The sequence below is a fragment of the Methylobacterium ajmalii genome (genome assembly GCF_036448855.1).
In the GTDB taxonomy this organism is placed as follows: Bacteria; Pseudomonadota; Alphaproteobacteria; order Rhizobiales; family Beijerinckiaceae; genus Methylobacterium; species Methylobacterium ajmalii.
Map to the genome: position 1 here is coordinate 17,043 of NZ_JAZFXT010000023.1, position 18,377 is coordinate 35,419.

Annotated in this window: 16 protein-coding genes; 9 read left to right on the forward strand and 7 right to left on the reverse strand. The window is 72.2% G+C overall.

What is annotated here, in order from left to right; genetic code table 11:
* Positions 1 to 54 precede the first annotated feature (54 nt).
* Both V3T34_RS09050 and V3T34_RS09055 read left to right on the forward strand, forming a co-directional pair.
* Positions 55 to 1,257 carry a pyridoxal phosphate-dependent aminotransferase gene (locus V3T34_RS09050; protein ID WP_091885216.1) on the forward strand — a complete coding sequence of 401 codons (1,203 nt, stop codon included), beginning with the start codon at positions 55 to 57 and terminating at the stop codon, positions 1,255 to 1,257.
* Between the two features lie 515 nt (positions 1,258 to 1,772).
* A complete protein-coding gene (locus tag V3T34_RS09055; protein ID WP_060845697.1) occupies positions 1,773 to 2,009 on the forward strand; it encodes a hypothetical protein in 237 nt (78 codons plus the stop codon).
* Between the two features lie 138 nt (positions 2,010 to 2,147).
* Here the strand turns inward: V3T34_RS09055 and V3T34_RS09060 are convergent, their stop codons facing one another.
* Positions 2,148 to 2,585: a PACE efflux transporter gene (locus V3T34_RS09060; protein ID WP_305078133.1), complete on the reverse strand. Its 438-nt coding sequence runs from the start codon at positions 2,583 to 2,585 to the stop codon at positions 2,148 to 2,150.
* 89 nt (positions 2,586 to 2,674) lie between these two features.
* On the opposite strand from V3T34_RS09060, the gene V3T34_RS09065 reads away from it, so the two are divergent.
* Positions 2,675 to 3,580 (forward strand): LysR family transcriptional regulator, encoded by a 906-nt coding sequence (locus V3T34_RS09065; protein WP_091885222.1) that lies wholly within the window; start codon positions 2,675 to 2,677, stop codon positions 3,578 to 3,580.
* Positions 3,581 to 3,664: 84 nt separating this feature from the next.
* On the opposite strand, the gene V3T34_RS09070 is transcribed toward V3T34_RS09065, so the two are convergent.
* Complete coding sequence (locus tag V3T34_RS09070) at positions 3,665 to 4,594, reverse strand: class I SAM-dependent DNA methyltransferase (RefSeq protein WP_305078132.1); 930 nt, start codon at positions 4,592 to 4,594, stop codon at positions 3,665 to 3,667.
* Between the two features lie 98 nt (positions 4,595 to 4,692).
* Between V3T34_RS09070 and V3T34_RS09075 the strand changes: the two genes are divergently transcribed.
* From V3T34_RS09075 to V3T34_RS09095, 5 genes are all read left to right on the forward strand, one after another.
* Positions 4,693 to 5,889 carry a ligase-associated DNA damage response exonuclease gene (locus V3T34_RS09075; RefSeq protein WP_305078131.1) on the forward strand — a complete coding sequence of 399 codons (1,197 nt, stop codon included), beginning with the start codon at positions 4,693 to 4,695 and terminating at the stop codon, positions 5,887 to 5,889.
* Positions 5,886 to 7,580, forward strand: coding sequence for a cisplatin damage response ATP-dependent DNA ligase (locus V3T34_RS09080; protein ID WP_305078130.1), 1,695 nt, complete (start codon positions 5,886 to 5,888; stop codon positions 7,578 to 7,580). The genes V3T34_RS09075 and V3T34_RS09080 overlap by 4 nt, the downstream gene beginning before the upstream one ends.
* A complete protein-coding gene (locus V3T34_RS09085; protein ID WP_060845702.1) occupies positions 7,577 to 8,029 on the forward strand; it encodes a secondary thiamine-phosphate synthase enzyme YjbQ in 453 nt (150 codons plus the stop codon). Before V3T34_RS09080 ends, V3T34_RS09085 begins: the two co-directional genes overlap by 4 nt.
* Before the next feature lie 532 nt (positions 8,030 to 8,561).
* Positions 8,562 to 8,714: a hypothetical protein gene (locus tag V3T34_RS09090; RefSeq protein ID WP_197682157.1), complete on the forward strand. Its 153-nt coding sequence runs from the start codon at positions 8,562 to 8,564 to the stop codon at positions 8,712 to 8,714.
* Between the two features lie 486 nt (positions 8,715 to 9,200).
* Positions 9,201 to 9,866, forward strand: coding sequence for a response regulator (locus tag V3T34_RS09095; RefSeq protein ID WP_060845703.1), 666 nt, complete (start codon positions 9,201 to 9,203; stop codon positions 9,864 to 9,866).
* Between the two features lie 47 nt (positions 9,867 to 9,913).
* Here V3T34_RS09095 and V3T34_RS09100 read toward each other — a convergent pair whose 3' ends face one another.
* From V3T34_RS09100 to ptsP, 5 genes are all read right to left on the reverse strand, one after another.
* Positions 9,914 to 10,576, reverse strand: coding sequence for an acyl-homoserine-lactone synthase (locus tag V3T34_RS09100; RefSeq protein ID WP_236012469.1), 663 nt, complete (start codon positions 10,574 to 10,576; stop codon positions 9,914 to 9,916).
* Between the two features lie 395 nt (positions 10,577 to 10,971).
* A complete protein-coding gene (locus V3T34_RS09105) occupies positions 10,972 to 11,709 on the reverse strand; it encodes a LuxR family transcriptional regulator (RefSeq protein WP_060845705.1) in 738 nt (245 codons plus the stop codon).
* 213 nt (positions 11,710 to 11,922) lie between these two features.
* Positions 11,923 to 13,632: a PTS fructose transporter subunit IIC gene (locus tag V3T34_RS09110; protein ID WP_305078129.1), complete on the reverse strand. Its 1,710-nt coding sequence runs from the start codon at positions 13,630 to 13,632 to the stop codon at positions 11,923 to 11,925.
* Positions 13,633 to 13,720: 88 nt separating this feature from the next.
* A complete protein-coding gene (gene pfkB, locus V3T34_RS09115; protein ID WP_305078128.1) occupies positions 13,721 to 14,674 on the reverse strand; it encodes a 1-phosphofructokinase in 954 nt (317 codons plus the stop codon).
* Positions 14,671 to 17,223: a phosphoenolpyruvate--protein phosphotransferase gene (gene ptsP, locus V3T34_RS09120; protein ID WP_305078127.1), complete on the reverse strand. Its 2,553-nt coding sequence runs from the start codon at positions 17,221 to 17,223 to the stop codon at positions 14,671 to 14,673. Before ptsP ends, pfkB begins: the two co-directional genes overlap by 4 nt.
* A gap of 169 nt (positions 17,224 to 17,392) precedes the next feature.
* Here ptsP and V3T34_RS09125 point away from each other — a divergent pair, with 169 nt between their 5' ends.
* Positions 17,393 to 18,376, forward strand: coding sequence for a LacI family DNA-binding transcriptional regulator (locus V3T34_RS09125; RefSeq protein WP_060845709.1), 984 nt, complete (start codon positions 17,393 to 17,395; stop codon positions 18,374 to 18,376).
* Position 18,377 lies beyond the last annotated feature (1 nt).

Sequence of the window (18,377 nt, forward strand, 5' to 3'; positions counted from 1 at the left end):
CGGCCAGGACCCTGCCCGACCGGGCGTCTTTCACAGGTTCTGGAGTCGATCATCATGGGCTTTCTGGCCGACGCCCTCTCGCGCGTGAAACCCTCCGCCACCATCGTGATGACCCAGAAGGCGCGGGACCTGAAGGCCCAGGGGCGCGACGTCATCAGCCTGTCGGTCGGCGAGCCGGATTTCGACACGCCCCAGCACATCAAGCAGGCGGCGGTCGAGGCCATCGCCCGCGGCGAGACCAAGTACCCGCCGGTCTCCGGCATCGTCCCGCTGCGCGAGGCCATCGCCAAGAAGTTCAAGCGCGAGAACGGTCTCGACTACAAGCCGAGCCAGACCATCGTCGGCACCGGCGGCAAGCAGGTGATCTACAACGCGCTGCTCGCCACCCTGAACCCGGGCGACGAGGTGGTGATCCCGCGGCCCTACTGGGTGTCCTACCCGGAAATGGTCGGCCTGTGCGGCGGCACCCCGGTCTTCGCCGACACCACGATGGCGACGAACTTCAAGCTCCAGCCCGAGGAGCTGGAGCGCGCCATCACGCCGAAGACCAAGTGGGTGATCCTGAACTCGCCCTCGAACCCGTCGGGCGCCGCCTACAGCCACGCCGAGATGAAGGCGCTGACCGACGTGCTGGTGCGCCACCCGCACGTCTGGGTGCTCACCGACGACATGTACGAGCACCTGGTCTACGGCGACTTCACCTTCGTCACCCCGGCCCAGGTCGAGCCGGCGCTCTACGAGCGCACGCTGACCATGAACGGCGTCTCGAAGTCCTACGCCATGACCGGCTGGCGCATCGGCTACGCCGCCGGCCCCGAGCAGCTGATCAAGGCGATGGACTTCGTCCAGGGCCAGCAGACCTCGGGCGCGGCGACGATCTCGCAATGGGCTGCCGTTGCCGCCCTCGACGGGCCGCAGGACCACCTGGCCGAGTTCCGGGCGGCGTTCCAGGTCCGGCGCGACCTCGTCGTGTCGATGCTCAACCAGACCAACGGCCTGCGCTGCCCGACGCCGGAGGGTGCGTTCTACGTCTACCCGTCCTGCGCCGAGCTGATCGGCAAGCGCACCGAGTCGGGCAAGGTGATCGAGACCGACGAGGATTTCGTCACCGAGCTCCTGATGGCCGAGGGCGTCGCCTCGGTGCACGGCTCGGCCTTCGGCCTCGGGCCCAACCTGCGCATCTCCTACGCGACCTCGAACCAGCTGCTGGAAGAGGCCTGCCGCCGCATCCAGCGCTTCTGCGGCTCGCTGCGCTGAGCGCGCCGCGCTGCAGGATGGCGGGATGAATCGACCCGGCGGGCCAAGTCCCCGCCGGGTTTTTTTGCCCCTTGGCTCTCGGCGTCCTCCGGTCAAGCGCACGGGGCAGGCGCGTTTCGACGCAAGGCCGCCGCCCGCATTCCGGTTGCCCCTCCGGCCCGGTCTGTCCTACACGGACCGTCCTCGATGCCGGCGCGCCCGGTGGCTTCCGGAACCCGTCCGGGCTGTGCGGCAAAGAGGTCGGCGATGACGGGGTGGGGCGGACCAGTTCTCTGCAACTCATTCCTGTGAGGCTCAGTGGGCCGAGCAGTCGCCGGAGCGTCAGGGTTCCGGGGAACAGGAACCGCGATCCTGGCGCAAGGCCCACCAGACTTGTCCCGCCGGCCTCGCCCGCTCTCCCGATGTGGGACGGCCCGCCCCGGGACCGTGAAGGCCGCCCGTTAAGTCCTGTGGCTCAAGGATGTCGGGACGGGCCGGATTGCCGGCCGCACACCGATCGTGGGTCTCGACCAGCCATGTGGCGCCTCCTCCTGGGTGGAATCAAAGTCATCATCGCGATCGCGGCGCTGACCACGGCGGCGAACTGGATCGCGGTACGCGAGCAAGACCGCGCGCCCGGCCCGGCCCTCGCCTCCGTGGTCGATCCGGCGACGACCGGCGCCATCGCGCCCCGCCGCGCCGACAAGGCCTACGACCAGCGCGGCCTCGGCCGGCTGATGTCCGAGGCCGCCGGGGAGGGGAAGCGGCGCTGATCGCCGAGGGCGCCCGGCGATGCGACGGCCGGCGCGCCTCGACCATGCATGACGCCCTGAATGGGCGCGCCTTCAGCGCCCATGATGCCTTGGAAAGGCGCGCCTTCAGCGCCCATGATACCTTGGAAAGGCGCGCCTTCAGCGCGCCGGGGCGGTCTCGGCCCAGCCCGGCACCGGGAAGGCCCGGTCGTAGGCGAGGTTGAACAGGAACGCGTAGGCCACGTAGAAGGCCGCGATCGCCAGATCCATGACCAGGGCCTCGAGCAGACCGATGCCGAGATACCAGGCGATCGGCGGCAGCAGGATCACCAGCAGCCCGGCCTCGAACAGCACCGCGTGCCCCACGCGCAGCGGCAGGCTCTTGCGCGTATGGCCCTTGAGCCGCTGCATCGCGTGGTCGAAGCCCAGGTTGTAGACGTAGTTCCACGCCGTCGCCGTCACGGCGCTGCCGATCCCGATCACCCCCATCGCGGAGGCGTGCAGGCCGAACGCCAGCGTTCCGAGCGGGATGATGAGCGCGAGGCCGATGACTTCGAACAGGATGGCGTGGCGGATGCGGTCACGCGTGCTGCGCATGGTGGCGGTCCCGGTGCGGTGATGGATGCGCCGCGTTCTATCTGCGATGCTCCCGGTCGCAAGTTGGGACATATCGGGAAATCGGATAGTTGACGGTCTCGCTCGATCAGCTCCAGGCCTTCGTGGCGGCGGCCGAGGCCGGCTCGTTCTCCGGTGCGGCCCGGACGTTGAGGAAGGCGCAGTCGGCCGTCAGCGTGCAGGTCGCGAATCTCGAGGCGGATCTGGGCCTGGCGCTGTTCAGCCGGGCCGGCCGCAACCCGGTGCTCACCCCGGCCGGCGAGCGTCTGCTCCAGGAGGCGCGGGTCGTGCTCGACCGGCGCGAGCACCTGATCGGCGTGGCGAGCAGCCTGGAGCAGGGGATCGAGAACCGGCTCGTCGTCGCCATCGACGAACTGTATCCCGAGCACGCGCTCGGTGCCCTCTTCGCCGAGTTCGCCCGGGCCTTCCCGCACGTGGAACTTGAGCTGCTCTTCCCGCTGATGGAGGATGTCAGCCGCATGGTGCAGTCGGGCGCCGCCGACCTCGGGGTGATGTGGCGCCAGGAGGTGCTGCCGACGGAGCTCGGCTTCCAGACCATCGGCTGGGTGCCGCTCAAGCTCGTCTGCGGCCGCGACCATCCGCTCGCCAAGGCGCGGGTGGAGTGGGAGGAGCTGAAGCGCCACCGCCAGATCCTGGTCGCCGCCCGCAGCGACGGGCCGGAGAAGCGCCGCCTGCGGATCGCCGCAGAGGTGTGGTGGGTCGAGAGCCACTGGGTGATTCTGGAGATGGTCAAGCACGGGATCGGCTGGGCCTTCGTCACCGACCACGTCATCGCCGCCTCGCTCACCGCGCCCTACCTCGTCACGCCGGACCTGCAATTCGACGAGGGCGACTGGCCGGTCGCGCTGGAACTCGTCTGGCACAAGCAGCGCCCCTGCGGCCCCGCCGCGGCCTGGCTGCGCGACCGCTTCGCGGCGGAGCGGATCGGCGGGGAGGGCGGCGGCAGGGTCGGATGAGGGTCGGATCCACCGTCGCGAAAGCTCTCGATCGTCCGTCCGGGCTTCGCCGGCACGGACGGGGAGTGGCGAGAAGGCGAGGACCTACCGCCCCAGCACCACCAGCCACCCCGGCACCCCGACCCCGTTCTGGCGCCGGATCTCGGCCGGCTCCAGCGCGGCGACCGTCAGCCCCGCCTCGGCCGCGTCGTCCCGCAACGTCGCGACGCCGTGGGCGTAGCGCCCGTCGGGGCCGAGCACGGCGCCGTGCGCGCCCGGATGGCCCTGGACCGTGAAGGCGAACAGGCCGCCGGGTGCGAGCACCCGGGCGGCCTCGCGCAGCACCGGGCCGATCTCGCGCAGGTAGATGAACACGTCGGCGGCCACCAGGAGGTCGGCGCTCGCCGCGGGCTCGGCGGCGAGGAAGCCTCGCAGGTCGCCCTCGTGCAGGCGGGCGTAGCGGCCGGTGCGGCGCGCCTCGGCCAGCATGCCGGGCGAGAGGTCGACGCCGACGAGGGTCCCGGCGAGGCCGTCGAGCGCCGCGGCCATCAGGCCGGTGCCGCAGCCGAGGTCGAGCACGGTGGCGAAGCGGGCGTCGGGGCCCCGCAGCCGCTCCAGGGCCGCCCGGATCAGGGCCGGGCCGCAATAGCCCAGGCCCTCGACGAGGTGGCGCTCGAAGCGACCCGCGTAGCCGTCGAACAGGGCCCGCACGTAGGCCGGGGAGATCGCCTCCGCGTTCGCCGCGCCGTCGGCCTCGCCGAGCTCGGCGAGGTGCAGCCGGGCGCCGAGCGGGTCGTCGGGATCGAGAGCGAGCGCCGCCCGGAACGCCGCCGCGGCCGCCTCGCGCTGCGCCGGATCGGGCATGCGGGCGCGGCCGAGCAGCAGCCAGGCCGGGGCGTAGCCGGGGGCGATCTCCAGCACCTGGGCGGCGAGGTCGGCCGCGGCCTCCGCGTCGCCCTCGCCGAGGGCCGCCTCCGCCCAGGCGTAGCGGCGGTCGGCGAGGAGGTCGCCGGAGGAGCGGGTGGGGGCGGGCATCGCGGCGGGGATCTCGGGATCGCGGGACGGACGGGAAGGACCGCCTATATACCCGGCTCCGCAGCCGAGAAGAGGCTAGTCCTCCGAAACGAGGGTCAATGGCGCCGCGCCCCACCGACCTCCTCACCCTGACCCGCGAGGGGCTCTACTGCCCGCCGGGCGATTTCCACGTCGATCCGGTCCGCCCGGTCCCGCGCGCCCTCATCACCCACGGCCATGCCGACCACGCCCGGGCCGGCCACGGCGCCGTTCTGGCGACGCCCGAGACCCTGCGGATCATGGCGGTGCGCTACGGCGAGGAGTTCTGCCGCACCCGCCAGGAGGCCCGGCTCGGCGAGGAGATCCGGCTCAACGACGTCACGGTGCGCTTCCATCCGGCCGGCCACGTGCTGGGCTCGGCCCAGATCGCGATCGAGCAGGGCGGCTGCCGGATCGTCAATTCGGGCGACTACAAGCGGGCGCGGGACCCGACCTGCCGGCCCTTCGAGGTCGTGCCCTGCGACGTGTTCATCACCGAGGCGACCTTCGGCCTGCCGGTCTTCCGCCACCCGGAGGCCCGCGACGAGGTGCGCCGCCTGCTCGATTCGGTCCGGCTGTTTCCCGAGCGCACCCACATCGTCGGCGCCTACGCGCTCGGCAAGGCGCAGCGGGTGATGGCGCTCCTGCGCGAGGAAGGATTTTCCGACCCGATCTACCTGCACGGCGCCATGGAGAAGCTGACCGACCTCTATCGCCGCGAGGGGATCCGCGTCGGCGAGACGATCAAGGTCGTGGCGGCGGAGCGGCCGAAGCTCGGCGGCAGGATCGTGCTCTGCCCGCCCTCGGCGATCCAGGACCTGTGGTCGCGAAAGTTTCCCGATCCCGTCACCGCCTTCGCGTCGGGCTGGATGCAGGTGCGGGCCCGCGCCCGCCAGAAGGGAGTCGAGCTGCCGCTCATCGTCTCCGACCATTCGGACTGGGACGACCTCTGCCGAACCATCAAGGACACCGGAGCCGGCGAGGTCTGGGTCACCCACGGCCAGGAGGACGCCCTGGTCCATTGGTGCGAGACGCAAGGGATCCGGGCCAAGCCCCTGCACATGCTGGGCTACGGCGACGAGGGCGAGGCGGAGCCGGAGGGCAAGGTCGAGGAAAACAAGTCCGAGGAGAAGAGGTCCGAGCAGGGCAAGGCGGACGACACCAAGCCTGAGGATGCAGAGCTCCGGGATGCCGAGCCGGAAGCGGGCAAGCCCGGCACCGCCAAGCCCGCGAGAGGCCGCGCCCGGAAGACCACGGCCAAGGAGAGTGCGGCGTGAACGACTTCGCCCATCTCCTCGACCGCCTCGCCTACGAGCCGCGCCGCAACGCCAAGCTGCGCCTGCTCCAGGACTTCTTCCGGCACACCCCCGACCCGGACCGCGGCTACGCGCTCGCCGCCATGACCGGCTCGCTCAGCTTCCGCGAGGCCAAGCCCGGCCTGATCCGCGGCCTCGTCGAGGCCCGGGTCGATCCGGTGCTGTTTCGCCTGTCCTACAACTACGTCGGCGACCTCGCCGAGACGACGGCGCTGATCTGGCCCAAGCGCGACGGCGGCCCGGGCCCCGGCCACAACAACCCGCCGGTCCCGACCCTGTCGGAGGTGGTCGAGAGTCTCGCCACCATCGGCAAGGGCGAGCTGCCGGCCCGGCTCGCCGCCTGGCTCGACGCCCTCGACGAAACCGGGCGCTGGGCGCTCCTCAAGCTCATCACCGGGGAATTGCGGGTCGGCGTCTCCGCGCGGCTCGCCAAGACCGCGGTGGCGAGCCTCGGCGGCCACGAGGCCGATGCGGTCGAGGAGGTCTGGCACGGGCTCCAGGCGCCCTACCCGGAACTCTTCGCCTGGGTCGAGGGCCGGGCCGGGCCGCCGGAATCGGTCAACCCGGCGCCGTTCCGCCCCGCCATGCTCTCGCACCCGATCGAGGAGGAGGCCGACCTCGACAAGCTCGACGCCGAGGCGTTCTCGGCCGAGTGGAAGTGGGACGGCATCCGCGTCCAGCTCGCCGGCGGGCGCGACGGCGAGGGGCGCCAGGTCCAGAAAATCTATTCGCGCACCGGCGAGGACATCTCCGGCGCCTTTCCCGACCTCGCCGAGGCGATCACCTTCTCGGGCGCCCTCGACGGCGAGTTGCTGATCCTGCGCGACGCGCGGGTGCAGAGCTTCAACGTGCTGCAGCAGCGCCTCAACCGGAAGACGGTGACGGGCAAGCTCCTGCAGGATTTCCCCGCCCATGTCCGGGCCTACGACCTCCTGGCCGAGAACGGCGAGGATCTGCGGCCGCTGCCGTTCAGCGAGCGCCGGGCGCGGCTGGAGCGCTTCGTCGGCGGGCTCGACCACGTCCGCATCGACCTCTCGCCCCTGGTGCCGTTCGCCGACTGGGCGGCGCTCGCCGCGGCCCGGGCCGACCCGGCCTCGGTCGGGGCGGGGCCGGACGCCGACGCGATCGAGGGCGTGATGCTCAAGCGTGTCGTCAGCCCCTACCAGCCCGGCCGGCCGAAGGGCCCGTGGTGGAAGTGGAAGCGCGAGCCCTACCGCGTCGATGCCGTGATGATGTACGCCCAGCGCGGACACGGGAAGCGGTCGTCGTTCTACTCCGACTACACGTTCGGGGTCTGGCGCGAGGCGCCGGACGGGGCCGAGGAGCTGGTGCCGGTCGGCAAGGCCTATCACGGCTTCACCGACGAGGAGCTGGCCAAGCTCGACCGCTACGTCCGCAACCACACCACCAAGCGCTTCGGCCCGGTGCGGGAGGTGGAGTACGGCTTAGGCAAAGGGCTGGTGCTGGAGATCGCCTTCGAGGGCGTGCAGCGCTCGACCCGGCACAAGTCCGGCGTCGCGATGCGGTTTCCCCGCGTCAGCCGCATCCGCTGGGACAAGCCGACCGCCGAGGCCGACCGGATCGAGGCGCTCGAGCGCATCCTCGCCCGCGGCGAGACGGAAGTGCATCCGGGACGGGAGATCACCGAATGAGACGCGTCGAGATGCTGGCGAGCGGCCCGGTCACCCGCCAGGCGAGCGGACGCCTCGTGGTCGAGACGCGCGGCCAGGGCTTCACCGAGATCACCGCGGAGGTCGCGGGCTTCGTGCGCGAGGCGGGCCTGCGCCACGGCCTCCTGACGGTGTTCTGCCGTCACACCTCGGCCTCGCTGACGATCCAGGAGAATGCCGACCCGGACGTGCGCACCGACCTGATGACCGCCCTCGACCGGCTGGCGCCCCGCGACGTGCCCTATGTCCACGGCATCGAGGGGCCGGACGATATGCCGGCGCATATCCGCACCCTCCTGACCGACGCCGCGCTGACGATCCCGCTGGTCGAGGGGCGGCTCGCGCTCGGCACCTGGCAGGGGATCTACCTGATCGAGCACCGCGACCGGCCGCACCGGCGCGAGATCGTGCTGCACCTCGCCGGGGCGTGAGCGGTTCGCGAGGGGATCGGCGCGCGCCAGCATGTCCCGGGGGCGGCGCTCGCCATGAGTTTCGCGGGCGGCACGGAAGGTCGAGCAAGGCACAAAATCGTCCGTCCCCGCCCGATCCGCCGTCGTGTCGGGCCTTGGCGTGCCGAGGCGCCGGCGCCGTTCGTGGCGGATGATCTGCGACATGTCCCGACTGTACGATCGGCCGCGCCGCCCGCGACGTGTTTCCGCGCATCGAATCGCGAGCCTCAGTTTCCGCAGATCGTCGGCTTCCGAAAACGTGGCATTTTATTGCCGTTCCGCGCGCTTGCGTGAGTTATGATTCGCAAAATCCTATCCTAAAGAAATATTCGATTGGCATATTGCGCTGCACAAAAAGCTATGTTCTTTTAAATCAAATTCGATCAATCGATGGGGAATTGCGATGTCGGCCCTGAAATATTGTGCACTGTCTCTGTTCGTCTTGTCGGCTGGTTCGGCGCATGCGCAGGATCGTGCATCCTCCGTCACCGTCTTCCCGCCGATCATGCGTGAGATGGCCCGCGAGACTGCGGTCGTGCGGTCCATGGCCGACCTGACCACGACGCCGCAGCCGGTTCCGGCCGCCCGCCGTCCCGCCCAGCCCGACCTGGTGGCCCAGCGCTACGTCGAGCCCGTCGCCGCGGCCCGTACCGGCTCGCTCGACTGAAGACTCGCCCGTATCGCGCCGTTCGGCGCGTGAGGCCTGCTGCGCCGGGATAGTCCCCGGCTCGGCCAAAACCCCCGGCAAGAAACTCCGGCGATGCCCAACGGGCGGGGAGGGCGCTGCCCTGCCCGCTCGATCGTCGTTCGTCGAGGGGCGCCTCGGCTCGAAAAGCGACGTTTCCGGGACAGTCCCGACCTCTCCGGGACGAAAGCAGCCGCGCCCTGCGCGCCCCGAGCTATCGGAGAACCGGGGTGCTCCTGCCATCCCGTCCGGCCCGCGACCCGATCCCCGGCGGGATCTCACGGGATTTCGCGGCGTTCGCATCGTCCGCCCCGTGATCTGCGCAGTCCACCGGACGACGACCCGGCGTGGATAGTGCGCCGCCTCAGGTTTCAAGCCCGCCGGAAAAAGCTATACAGACATTAGAAGCAGGCCGAAGAGCGCCGGAAGACGAGCGCCGGGAGCGCAGGTGCCGTGGTGGGGAGTGAGTTGGGTTCCGGGACCACCATCGTCGTCGCGGACGACCACCCGCTGTTTCGCGGCGCCCTCAGGGGCGCGGTGACGGCGATCCTGCCCGGTGCCCGGATCATCGAGGCGAGCGGGCTCGAACCGCTGACGAAGGTCCTCGATGCCGAGGACGAGATCGACCTCGTGCTCCTCGACCTGACCATGCCGGGGGTCCAGGGCTTCTCCGGGCTGATCTACCTGCGGGCGCAGCACCCGGCGATCCCCGTGGTGATCGTCTCGGCCAACGAGGACCCGGTGGTGATCCGCCGCGCCCTCGATTTCGGCGCCGCCGGCTTCATCCCGAAATCCCTCGAGGTCGACCGCATCGGCGAGGCGATCGGCGAGGTCCTGGCCGGCGGCAACTGGTCGCCGCCCGACATCGAGCTGTCGGCCTCCGAGGACAAGGAGACGGCGGACCTGATGCGCCGCCTCGCCACCCTGACGCCGCAGCAGGTGCGGGTGCTGATGATGTTGTCCGAAGGCCTGCTCAACAAGCAGATCGCCTACGAGCTCGGGGTCTCGGAGGCGACCGTGAAGGCCCACGTCTCGGCGATCCTGCAGAAGCTCGGCGTGGAGAGCCGCACCCAGGCGGTGATCGTCTCCTCGCGGATCGGCGCGACCCTCAAGCCACCGGCCGGGGTGGAATAAAGCCGGCTCTGGCGAGCCGGTGCGGGCCCCGGCGGGCCGGTGCCGCCTCAGGCGAACCGCAGGTCCGGCCGCGCCCGGTCGCGTTCGTCCCGTCCGAGCCCGCGCGGCACGTCGTAGGCGGTGCCCTCCAGCCCGAAGACCGCCCGGGTGGTGTCGGCGGTGGCCGGCGTCCAGCGGGCGATGAACGGTACCAGCGGGTTGCCGTCGTACATCATCGGCAGCGCAAGGGGCTCGGTGTCCCAGCCCATCGTCGCCAGGTGGGTGATCATGATCGGGTGGGCCTGGATCAGGTAGCCGTCGAGGCCGAGCGTCCCGGTCAGTTCGGCCACCGCCACGAACTGGCGCCCGGCGATCGGGTCCTTGGCGGTGGCGGAGGCGCGCCGCCACGGCGCGGCGCCGCAGCGCGTCCACTCGAAGAGGCGCGGCCCGCTCGGCGCCGTCGCGCCCTGCAGCAGCTGCGGATAGACGTGGGTCTGCAGGTGCGGCCGGGTCGTCGGCAGCAGACGCGAATACGACACCACCTCGCCGTCGTCGGTCCCGGCGACGTGGATGCAGTCCGGCCCGTCGAACTGGTCGCGCTCGCGTCCGTCCGGCTTGCGGCACGCCTCCCACCGCATCGTCTCGACGAAGAGACGATGCCGGAAGCAGTATATCCGGTCGAGAAGCGCCGCATGGTCGCGGTAATTTTCGCGATCGATGATCGTGATCAAGATCAGGGCTCCTTGCTCTGGAGCACTTCTTGAGCTTTAAACCTAGAATGAGAAAGACCGTAAATTTACGGGGATCTTGCGGTCGTCTTGCGGTTGATTGCATTCGTAACGTTTTGAAGAAAAATAGAGACTGTCCCGGACTGTCGGGAGAAATATTTTTCTCAGGCGCCCAGGCTATTTTGCAACTCAAGGTGCGATCGAGGCGGGCCGACTCAAATTATCGAGGACTGGGAATGATGTCGCTGACGCCGGGAGCGATCGGAGCCTCGCGACATCCCTTGCGTCATGCCGGCGGGGGCGGATCCGATCGTCTTTGTGCGTGCCCTCGTGCCGTACCGGCGCGGGCGGGCGACCCGGGCGGCGGGGCATGCATCCGCAGGCCGGCGAAGACCGATCTAGTCGATCAACCCCGCCCGCATCGCCAGGGCGACGAGCTGCACCCGGTTGACCGCGCCGAGCTTGCGGGCGGCGTTGCTCAGGTAATCCTCGACCGTGCGCTGGGACAGGGACAGGATCTCGGAGGTCTCCCAGCCGGTCTTGCCGGCCGCGGCCCACTTGATGCACTCGATCTCGCGCCGGGTGCAGCGCGTGGCGCCCTCCGGCCGCACGATCCGGGAGGGAAGGGCGGGACCCAGGCCCCGCGAGGCGAGATGGGCGTAGATGGCGAGCAGGTGCAGCCCGGCCCGGGCCTCGTCCGAGAGGTCGATGCGGGCGCCGCCGAACGAGGCGGCGGTCTCGGTGCCGTCGATGTCGTGGATCGGCACGCAGAGCCCGTTGCCGAGGCCGAAGGCCGGAGCCTCGTCCATCACACGGCGGGCGAGGGCGGCGTCGCGGTCGACCTCGACCTCCGACCACAGGAACGGCGCCGTGGTGCGCCGGACCTGCGCCATCACCGGGTCGTGCTGCACGTAGCCGCGCGACACGTAGCGGGCGGCCCATTCCTCGGGCCAGTGCATCAGCAGCAGCCGGTCGGGCAGGTTCTCGCCGGCGCTCTGCGGCACGCCCGCGATGGCGAAGCGCTCGTAGCCGAAGATCCCGCCGGCCCGCACCAGCACCGCCGTGATCTCGGCGGCACTGCGCGCCGCCTTCACCGTCTGGACGAGGTCCAGCGTGACCTGACCGATCACCGCCATCGCGCAGCGCCGTCCGTTTCCGACAGTTCTCGACCGACAACCCGCCAGACGAGAGGCGGGTGCGCATCGACTATCAGGAAATGTGGGCCGTTGCGAGAAGCCGGGGGTAAAACAGCTCCCCCGGATGCCGAAGTGCGCCGGGCGGCCTCAGCTGCCCGGACCGCATCCTTCTCGTGCCGGCCGAGCGGCCGGACTGCACCGGGCCGTCGCCGCTCAGGCCGCCCGCTTCTTGAGCACCCCGACCAGCAAGGCGGTGATCAGCGTGCCGGCGACCAGGGCCGCGACCGCGCCGAGCACCGGCGTGATGGCGTTGGGGATCGGCAGCACGAACAGCCCGCCATGGGGCACCCGCAGGGCCACCCCGAAGGTCATCGACACCGCGCCCGCCGCCGCCGAACCGGCGACGAGGGCCAGGATCACCCGCAGGGGATCGGCGGCCGCGAAGGGAATCGCGCCCTCGGTGATGAAGGCGGCGCCCAGCACCGCCGCGGCGGTCCCGGCCTCGCGCTCCTGGGCGGTGAAGCGGCCCGGGAACAGCCGGGTGGCGAGCGCGATGCCGAGCGGCGGGGTCATGCCGGCGAGCATCACGGCGGCGATCGGGGTGTAGATCCCCGAGGAGATCAGGGCGGCCGAGGAGGCGTAGGCCGCCTTGTTGATCGGCCCGCCCATGTCGACCGCCATCATGCCGCCGAGGACGAGACCCAGCACCAGGGCGCTCGCGCCCTGCATGCCCTTGAGCCAGCCGGTGAGGGCGGCGAGCAGGGCCGCCACCGGCACGCCGACGACGTAGACCATCAGGAGGCCGGTCACGAGGGTGCCGACGAGCGGCAGGATCAGGACCGGCTTCAGCCCCTCCAGGTTCTTCGGCAGGCGGATCGACCGGTTGAGGAACGAGACCGTGTAGCCGGCGATGAAGCCCGCCGCGATGCCGCCGAGGAAGCCGGCATTGAGGTTGGCCGCCAGCATGCCGCCGATCATGCCGGGCGCGATGCCGGGCCGGTCGGCGATCGAGAAGGCGATGTAGCCGGCGAGCGCCGGCACGATCAGCGCGAAGGCCGCCTTGGCGCCGATCTCGCCCAGCGCGAAGCCCAAGCTGCCCTTGTTGGCCGGCGCCATCGCGTCGATACCGCCGAACGCGAAGGCGAGCGCGATCAGCAGGCCGCCCGCCACCACGAAGGGCAGCATGAACGACACGCCGGTCATCAGGTGCTTGTAGGCGCCGGCCTTCGTCTCGGCCGCCGCCGGGCGGGCCGGGCCGGATTCCGCGGCAGCCGCGCCCTGCAGCTCGGCGTCCTTCAGCGCGGTGGCGATCAGCCCCTTGCCGTCGCGGATCGCCGCCTTGGTGGTGGTGGCGTAGACCCGCTTGCCGGAGAAGCGTCCGCGGTCGACCCCGGTATCGGCGGCGATGAGCACGATGTCGGCCGCCGCGATCTCCTCCGGCGTCAGCGCGTCGCGGGCGCCGACCGACCCTTGCGTCTCGACCCGGACCCGATGGCCGAGCGCCTGGGCGGCGGCCTGGATCCCTTCCGCCGCCATGAAGGTGTGGGCGATGCCGGTCGGGCAGGAGGTGATGGCTACGATGCGCTTCGCGCCGTCGGCGGCGGGGCCTGGGGCGGGTGACGCCCCGGCCAGCGCCCGCTCGATCACCCGGTCGGCGTCGGTGAGGACGTCGTCGATTCCCGCCTCGGCGCGCCGCAAGGCCCCGAACCGGTCGGCGCCGAGATCGCCGGAGCCGACGAGGAGCACCGCGTCGGCTCCCCGGATCGCGCTCTCGCTCAGCGGCGTCCCGGCGGTGCCGCGGCCCCGGACCTCGAGCTCGAGGCGCCGGTTGCGCCGCGCCGCCGCCCGGCGCAGGGCCTCGGCCGCCAGCACCGCGTGGGTGCCGAGCTCGCCGCCCCCGACGACGGCCACCAACTGGGTCATGGGTTGTTCCTCCTCGGGTCTCGTCTCTGGGTCGTGTCGGGGTCGTCCGGGATTCGGCTCCGAACCGGCGTGCGCGATCGGGACGGCGTCAGTTCGGAAGGGGGCGGATCTCGATGGCCTTCGCGATCGCCTCGACCTCCGCCCGAGCCGGCAGGTTGGCCCCGGCGCGGGTGAGCTTGCCGGCCGCGAAGGCCAGCGCCAGCCGGGCGGTGTCGGCGAGAGCGAGGTCGGCGGAGAGCCCCGCCACCAGCCCGGCCACCAGGGCGTCGCCGGCCCCGACGGTGCTGGCGACCGCGACCGCCGGGGCGAGCGCGTGCAGGGCCTGCACCCCGGCGCCGTCCCGGCGCACGAACACCGCGCCGTCCTCCCCGAGGGAGACGACGACGAGCGGGATGCCGCGCCGCACGAGGTCCGACGCGGCGCCGACCACGTCGGCGAGGGCGGGAAGCGGCCGCCCGGCCCATTCCTCCAGCTCGTGCCGGTTCGGCTTGACGATGTCGGGCAGGGTGTCCGCCGCGAGCGCGGCGGCGAGCGGCGGCCCCGAGGCGTCGAGGAGCACGCGGGCGCCCGCGGCCTTCAGCTCGGCGGTCAGGTCCGCATAGAGATCGGGCCCGGCGCCCGCCGGCAGGCTGCCGGCGAGCACCGCGAGCGTGTCCGGCCCGGCCGCGTCGCGCAGCACCGCCCGCACCGCGGCGAGATCCGTCGGCGCCAGGGCGAGGCCCGGCAGGTTCACGTCGGTGGTGCCGGCGGGATCGACGAGCTTCAGGTTGGTGCGGGTCTCGCCCGCCACCCGCAGGCAGCGGTCGGCGATGCCCTTCACCGCAAACAGCGCCTCGAACGCCGCGGCGTTGCCGGCGCCGAGCACGCCCGCGGCGGTGACGGGCACGCCCCAATCGGCAAGGCAGCTCGCGACGTTGACGCCCTTGCCGCCGGCGTCGTCGCGCAGCGCACGGGCGCGGTGGACGGCGCCGGGCACCAGCCGGTCGAGGGTGACGGTCCGGTCGATCGCCGGGTTGAGGGTGAGGGTGAGGATGCGGGTCACGGCCGCGCCTCCGCGGTTCCCGAGGACGCCCGGTCGAGGGCCCGCACCGCGGCGGCGTCGGGCTGCGCGCAGGCCCGTTCGGCCAGCGCCTTCAGGTCGGAGAGCGAGGCGGCGCGCAGGCGCGCCTTCACGGCCGGCAGGTCGCGGGGCGTCATCGAGAGCTCGTGGACGCCGAGGCCCGCGAGCAGCCCGGCCCCGAACGGATCGCCCGCGATGCCGCCGCAGACGCCGACGAAGCGGCCGTGGCGGGCGGCGCCCTCGCAGGTCATCCGCACCAGGCGCAGCACCGCCGGGTGCAGCGGGTCGGCCTCCGGCGCCAGCTCGGTGTTCTGGCGGTCGATGGCCAGCGCGTATTGCGTCAGGTCGTTGGTGCCGATCGAGAAGAAGTCGCAATGGGCGGCCAGCGCGTCGGCCTGGATCGCCGCGGCCGGGACCTCGATCATGATGCCGAGCGGCACCTCCGGCGCGCCGATCTCGGTGCGGATCCGCTCGCAGGCCTCGCGCAGGGCCGCGACCTCGGGGACCGAGGTGATCATCGGGAACATGATCGAGAGCGGCGCGTCCTTGCCCGCGGGGGCGCCGGCCGGCACGCAATCCCTGGCGGCGCGGTAGAGGGCGCGCAGCTGCGGCTCCATCAGGTCGGGCCGGCGCAGGAGCAGGCGGGCGCCGCGCACGCCGAGGAAGGGGTTCTCCTCCTTCGGCAGGGCGAGGTGGGGCACCTGCTTGTCGCCGCCGATGTCGAGGGCGCGCACGATCAGCGGGCGGCCGTCGAGCGCCTCCAGCATCGCCCGGTAGGTGGCGTACTGGTCGTCCTCGCCCGGGGTGTCGCCGCGCTCCAGAAACAGGAATTCGGTGCGCATCAGGCCGACGCCCTCGGCGCCCTGCGCGAGGGCGAAGGGCACCTGGTCGGGCGTGTTGACGTTGGCGCCGATCGCCACGGCGTGGCCGTCGCGGGTGCGGGCCGGCAGGCCGCGCTCGCGCGCCTCCTCCTCCTGCGTCGCCCGCAGGGCGTCGCGCCAGGCCCTCGCCGCGGCGAGGTCGCGCTCGCTCGGGTCGAGGTAGAGCCGCCCGGTCATGCCGTCGAGGATCGCGGTCGCACCGGCCGGCAGGGCCAGGAGGGCGGCGCCGGCCGCCACCACCGACGGAATGCCGAGGGTGCGGGCGAGGATCGCGGTGTGGGAGGTCGGGCCGCCTTGCGCGGTGGCGAGCCCGAGCACCCGGGCCGGATCGAGGCCGGCGGTGTCGGAAGGCGCGAGGTCGGGGGCGAGCAGGATGCAGGGCCGGTCCGGCAGGGCGTGGCCGGACTGGAGCGCCGGGTCGATCTGGGCGAGCACCCGGCGGCCGACGTCGCGCAGATCCGCCGCGCGGGCGGCCAGCACCGGGTTGCCGAGGGCCGAGAGCCGGCCGGCCATCCGCTCGACCGCCTGCTGCCAGGCATAGGCCACGCCGTGGCCCTCGACCATCAGCTGGCAGGCGAGCGTGATGAGGTCGGTGTCGGCGATGAGGTCGCTCTGCGCCTTGAAGATCCCCGCATCGGCCTGGCCGAGGCGCCGTCCGGTATCGTCGGCGAGCGCCTTGAGCTGCGCCGCCGTCCTCTCCAGGGCCGCATGCAGCCGGTCGCCGCCGCTCGTCAGCGGCTCGGGCTCGTCCGGCACCGCGACCTCGGTCGGGCCGAGCACGTGGACCGGCCCGATGGCGAGGCCGGGGCTGGCGCCGATGCCGGACACGATCCGGCACGGATCGGCCGGGTTCCAGCCGGCCACCGGGGCGGCGGCCTTCGCGGCGGCCTCGGCCGCGCGGGCGGCGGCGGCCTTCTCGCCGGCCGAGAGGCCGGTGACGACGGCCTTCAGCCGGGCGAGCGCCGCCGGGGCGTCCTCGCCCTCGGCGGAGATCACCGCCTCGTCGCCGGCGCGCAGGCCGAGCTGGAGCAGGGCGATCAGGTTCTTGGCGTCCGCCACCTCGGCGCCGTGGCGGACCTGGATCCGGGCGCTCCCGCCGCGCGCCGCCTCGACCCAGGCGGAAGCCGGCCGCGCGTGCAGGCCGGTCGGGTAGTCGACGGTCCAGGTGAAGGCGTGGGGCAGGTCGGCGGCCGGGCCGGCGGTGCCGGGGGCGGGCGCGTCCTCGGACAGCGCCGCGGCGATCTCGGCGGGGTCCTGCGTGGTGCGCAGGCGCGCCAGCCGCGCCTCGTCCTGGATCAGGCGGGTGAGGCGGCGCAGGATGGTGATGTGGGTGTCGGACTGGGCGGCGATCGCCACCACCAGGTGGGCGTCCTGACCGTCGTGCCAGGCGACGCCGCCGGGGACCTGCAGCACGGCGAGCCCGCTCTCGCGCACCAGGGCGCGATCGTCGACCATGCCGTGCGGGATCACGACGCCGTGGCCGAGATAGGTGTTCGCCACGCCTTCCCGGCGCAGCATGCTGGCCTCGTAGGCCGGATCGATGCAGCCGGCCGCGACGAGGAGCTGGGCCGCCTCGCGGATCGCCGCGTCCTTGTCGGCAGGGGTGGCGGCGGTGCGGATCAGGACGCGCGGCACGTTCGGCGCGAGCATGGCAGGCTTCCTCCCGAGAGGCGGTTTTGCTTGCTGTTTATGAAAACGTTTTCACATCCCTTGTCAACCGATGCGCCCGTGCCGGAGCTGGTTTCGAGCCGTAAGGACTTGCTTGCCGCGCCGTAGGCTGGCACGATCGCCGGATCGGTATGAAAACGTTTACGAGAGCATGGCCGTCGGCATCCGTGACGTCGCCCGCGCGGCGGGGGTTTCCACCGCGACCGTGTCGCGGGCCCTGGGCAAGGGCCCGGTCAGCGACGCCCTGCGCGAGCAGGTCGAGGCGGCGGTGCGGGCGACCGGCTACCGGCCGAACCTCTCGGCCCGCCGCCTGCGCTCGCAATCGGCGCAGACGATCGGGCTCATCGTCGCCGACATCCGCAACCCGTTCTTCACCGCGGTGAGCCGGGCGGTCGAGGACGCGGCCTACCGGGCCGGGATGCGGCTGATCCTGTGCAACACCGGCGAGGATGCCGAGCGCGAGGCGCTGTACCTGCGCCTGATGCAGGAGGAGCGGGTCACCGGCGTCGTCTTCGCGCCGACGCGGCGCACCGCCGAGCGGCTGCGGCCGGAGGATTTTCCGTTCCCGCTGGTGCTGATCGACCGGACCGGCCCGCCCGGCGGCCATGACGGCGTGGTGCTCGACAACGTCGCGGCCGGCGCCCTGCTGGTCGACCACCTGGTCGAGCAGGGGTTTTCCCGCATCGGCGGCCTGTTCGGCTCGACGAGCTCGACCGCCGAGGAGCGGCGCGACGGCTACCTCTCGGCGATGCGCCGGCACGGCCTCGCGCCGCAGGTCCGCACCGTGCTCCCGGAGGCCGAGCCGGCGGAAGAAGAGGTGGCGCGCTGGCTCGCCGGGGCCGACCGCCCCGAGGCCCTGGTGCTCTCGAACGGCCTGATCCTGATGGGTGCGGTACGGGCCGCCCGCGCCGCCGGAATCCCCTGGCCCGGCGGGATCGCGCTCGCCGGCTTCGACAACGAGCCCTGGACCGATCTGGTTGAGCCCGGCCTGACGGTGATCGAGCAGCCGGTGACCGAGATCGGCGCCCAGGCGATGGACCTGCTGTTCGACCGGCTGAAGCACCCGGACCAGCCGGTGCGCAAGGTGGTGCTGAGCGGCCGGCTGATCGCCCGGGGCTCGACGGCGCGGCGGTGAC

What these genes read in the sequence shown, in the direction of transcription:
- V3T34_RS09050 (WP_091885216.1), top strand. Translation starts at nt 55, where the DNA reads ATGGGCTTTCTGGCCGACGCCCTCTCGCGCGTGAAACCCTCCGCCACC.
- V3T34_RS09055 (WP_060845697.1), top strand. Translation starts at nt 1,773, where the DNA reads ATGTGGCGCCTCCTCCTGGGTGGAATCAAAGTCATCATCGCGATCGCG.
- V3T34_RS09060 (WP_305078133.1), bottom strand. Translation starts at nt 2,585, where the DNA reads ATGCGCAGCACGCGTGACCGCATCCGCCACGCCATCCTGTTCGAAGTC.
- V3T34_RS09070 (WP_305078132.1), bottom strand. Translation starts at nt 4,594, where the DNA reads ATGCCCGCCCCCACCCGCTCCTCCGGCGACCTCCTCGCCGACCGCCGC.
- V3T34_RS09075 (WP_305078131.1), top strand. Translation starts at nt 4,693, where the DNA reads ATGGCGCCGCGCCCCACCGACCTCCTCACCCTGACCCGCGAGGGGCTC.
- V3T34_RS09085 (WP_060845702.1), top strand. Translation starts at nt 7,577, where the DNA reads ATGAGACGCGTCGAGATGCTGGCGAGCGGCCCGGTCACCCGCCAGGCG.
- V3T34_RS09090 (WP_197682157.1), top strand. Translation starts at nt 8,562, where the DNA reads ATGGCCCGCGAGACTGCGGTCGTGCGGTCCATGGCCGACCTGACCACG.
- V3T34_RS09105 (WP_060845705.1), bottom strand. Translation starts at nt 11,709, where the DNA reads ATGGCGGTGATCGGTCAGGTCACGCTGGACCTCGTCCAGACGGTGAAG.
- V3T34_RS09110 (WP_305078129.1), bottom strand. Translation starts at nt 13,632, where the DNA reads ATGACCCAGTTGGTGGCCGTCGTCGGGGGCGGCGAGCTCGGCACCCAC.
- ptsP (WP_305078127.1), bottom strand. Translation starts at nt 17,223, where the DNA reads ATGCTCGCGCCGAACGTGCCGCGCGTCCTGATCCGCACCGCCGCCACC.
- V3T34_RS09125 (WP_060845709.1), top strand. Translation starts at nt 17,393, where the DNA reads ATGGCCGTCGGCATCCGTGACGTCGCCCGCGCGGCGGGGGTTTCCACC.